At 42.6% G+C, this 2,990-nt stretch carries 3 protein-coding genes; 1 reads left to right on the forward strand and 2 read right to left on the reverse strand.

From position 1 onward, the window contains the following. Positions 1–988 (forward strand): YhgE/Pip family protein (locus HMPREF2887_RS10335; RefSeq protein ID WP_261673773.1); only part of this gene is annotated, 988 nt, incomplete at its 5' end. 39 nt (positions 989–1,027) lie between these two features. Here the strand turns inward: HMPREF2887_RS10335 and HMPREF2887_RS00275 are convergent. Next, the gene (locus tag HMPREF2887_RS00275; RefSeq protein ID WP_057489849.1) at positions 1,028–1,801 is read right to left on the reverse strand and encodes a Cof-type HAD-IIB family hydrolase; all 774 of its coding nucleotides are present in this window, start codon (positions 1,799–1,801) and stop codon (positions 1,028–1,030) included. 17 nt (positions 1,802–1,818) lie between these two features. Then, positions 1,819–2,700 (reverse strand): helix-turn-helix domain-containing protein, encoded by an 882-nt coding sequence (locus HMPREF2887_RS00280; RefSeq protein WP_081026667.1) that lies wholly within the window; start codon positions 2,698–2,700, stop codon positions 1,819–1,821. Positions 2,701–2,990: the final 290 nt, after the last annotated feature.

A 2,990-nucleotide genomic window follows, 5' to 3' on the forward strand; every position in this document is an offset into this window, starting at 1 on the left:
TATGGCGAAAATCAGTTCAGGTTCTAAGACCTTGACTGGTAAGAATAGTCAATTGACATCTGGTATGGCAAAAATCAATTCTGGAGCTAATCAATTGGCGGCTAATAATGGTCAAATTGACGCTGGTTTAGCAAAATTGGCAGACGGAGCTAGTCAATTAGTGAACAACTCTGCAGCTCTTGTGTCAGGGGCAGGCAAACTATCTGATGGTGCTGGTCAAATTGCGAATGGTTCTACGAAGCTGGCAGACGGCAGCTCAACTATCACGTCTAATCTGGGAGCACTTGTGTCGGGTGCGGACAGCTTAACAGCCGGTTTGACAGACGCCAAAGATCAATTATCCACGGTGACAACCAATAAAGCCAACGCCAAGGCGCTTGCAAATCCATTGACAACGAAGAAAATAGATAAAGACCATGTTGGTAAAAATGGTATCGGTATGGCTCCATATATGATTTCTGTGGCACTTTTTGTAGCAGCGATTTCAACCAATATCATCTTTAGCACGCTACCTTCTGGTAAGAAGCCACAGACACGTATGGAATGGCTGAAAGCACGTATTCAGGTCAATGGCGTTATTTCTCTCTTGGCAGGTTTATTGGTGTATGGTGCAGTGCACATGATTGGCTTGACTGCCAACCACGAATGGGCAACGCTTGGTATCATTCTTTTGACCAGCATGTGCTTCATGGCTGTGGTGACGGCTCTGGTAACGTGGGACACTAAGCTTGGTGCTTTCACTTCTTTGATTTTGCTATTGCTGCAACTAGCCTCTAGTGCAGGGACTTACCCACTTCCGTTGACGGATAAGATTTTCCAAGATGTCAATCCTTGGTTGCCGATGAGCTATTCTGTTTCGGCTTTGCGTCAAACGATTTCGATGACGGGGCAAGTTGGCGGACAAGTTGCCTTCATGACAGTTGTTCTGCTGCTCTTTGTCGGTCTTGGTTTCTTGGTCTACAATCCGAATAAAAAAGAATTAGTCTAATCTAAAAGCTCTTGTATCTTGAATACAGGAGCTTCTTTTTTAAATTAAACCAAAGTGGGCAAGGGCATGTGGAATGCCATTTTCATCATTAGAGCGCGTGATGAAAGTGGCTGCTTCTTTGACGGCTGTTTGGCTATTGCCCATTGCAATGGGATAATCTACTGTTTCAAACATGGTCAGGTCATTGAGCCCGTCTCCGAATGCGTAAGTCGGTGCTTCGTCTGCCATCAAGGTCAGCAGGTGCTGAATCCCAGAGCCTTTGTTACAGCCGTGCGGCGTGATGTCTATCGAGTAGGGGCTGTTACGGAAAAAGTGCAGTTCAGGGACTTCTGTTTGGTACTGGGTGTCTTTTTCTGGCTCCTCACTAAAAATGAGCAACATCTGACAAGGCTGGTTTTGATAAATGGTCGGACCGACTTGGGGCAGGTCTTGATGAAAATAGCGGAAATTCTGCTGAACGGTCGGACTGAGCGCCGTCACACGCATTTCTCCTTGCGAATAAAAACCGAGGTCGTGCTCATTTTCCTTTGCCAGTTGCAGGAGCTTGAGAATGCTGTTTTGTGCAATTCGTCCTTCAAACAGGAATTGCTTTTCATGGAGGATTTCCATGCCATTTAGCAAGATAGCGGAATGAATCCCAGCGTCTTCCAGAACTGTCCCCATTTCTCCGCGCCCGCGCCCCGTACAGATAATAGGCAGAAAGCCGTTGGCTCGTAGTTGGGCAATGGCTGTTTTGTTGTCTGCTGGGACTTGTCCTTGGCTATCAACCAAGGTGCCGTCAATATCAAAAAATACAAATCCGTTGTAAGTCATTTGCTTCTCCGTCTCTTTTAGGGTGCTGAAGTTCCACGTGAAACATGAGAGAAATGGGAAGTACGATGCTGTTTGACCTCTTCTTTCAAGTTTTCGAGCAAGGTCGTTTCTTCTGTCAGCTCAAGTAACTGGAGACCTTTCTGGATAAGGTCGTCATCTCCTTGGCAAATACCCAGGCGAACCTGGGCAAAGCCGAGCTTGTCGTATCGTTTTGTTTGCTTGGCGAGCGGTAAGATCATCTCGGTGATACGCTGGCAATCGTCAAGGCGATTGTTGTAAAGGTAGATGGTCGAAAGGTTGGCTAAAATGGAGAATTGTGTACTGTGAATTTCTTTGTAATGCTTATACTTGTTGAGACTGGCTAAGATTTTTTCCGTTATATTTTGAATAGTTTCTAGTGGGAAGAAATAAAGAATGACACTTAGTAAATTTAGGTCACTTTCATAAAAAGTATCTCGTTTTTCTAAATCTGTCCATAACTGTTGAGCTAAAACTTGTGCTTGACTACTGATTTTATTTTTTCTAATTTCAATTAGTATATTTGCCATACGCAAAATATTGCTAATGGGAATATCATGATGAGCTTTCAAGTAGTCCTCACACTGTTTGGTTAAATCCAGTAATTGTTCTGTTTCAACGACAGACAAATAATTTTTAAATTGTAAGATGATTTTCATTCTGTGATTTGAATGATAATAATCACAAATATATTCAAATTCCCCAAAGCTCATGTCAATCTGGTGGAGCAGAAATTCCATGGTTTCATAGCTGGGAACGGATTGGTTGCTTTCAAACTTGGAAAGATTGGAGCGAGAAATCCAATCTCCGCAAATCTCTTGCTGGGTGATTCCCTTTGCTTTTCGAATCGTCTTGTAAACTGTGCCAATATCCCAACGCATAGGCGACTCCTTGTGTTAAATATGAAATGTGAAAATAGTGGGCATTTTGTGAATGCCTTTTCATCATATTATATCATATAGATGAAAGGAGAAAAAGTGATGAAGAAAAATACCTTTTCTGTTTCTGCGTTCTATTAAGGACTGTGTGTTCAAACTGTTTTGAAAGTGGTTAATCCTATTTTTCAGAAAATTTCCTATAATTTCCCATTCATGTTATACTAAATGAGATGATTTTTCATTCGTCTGAGGGTCAGATAGCTTGCTTTAAAACAGGTTTGCTTTGTCCGAGG

The sequence above is a fragment of the Streptococcus sp. HMSC071H03 genome, from assembly GCF_001813035.1.
GTDB lineage: Bacteria > Bacillota > Bacilli > Lactobacillales > Streptococcaceae > Streptococcus > Streptococcus anginosus.

Bases quoted from the DNA above. Each gene is read 5' to 3' on its own strand.
- HMPREF2887_RS00280 (WP_081026667.1), bottom strand. From the start codon at position 2,700: ATGCGTTGGGATATTGGCACAGTTTACAAGACGATTCGAAAAGCAAAG.
- HMPREF2887_RS00275 (WP_057489849.1), bottom strand. From the start codon at position 1,801: ATGACTTACAACGGATTTGTATTTTTTGATATTGACGGCACCTTGGTT.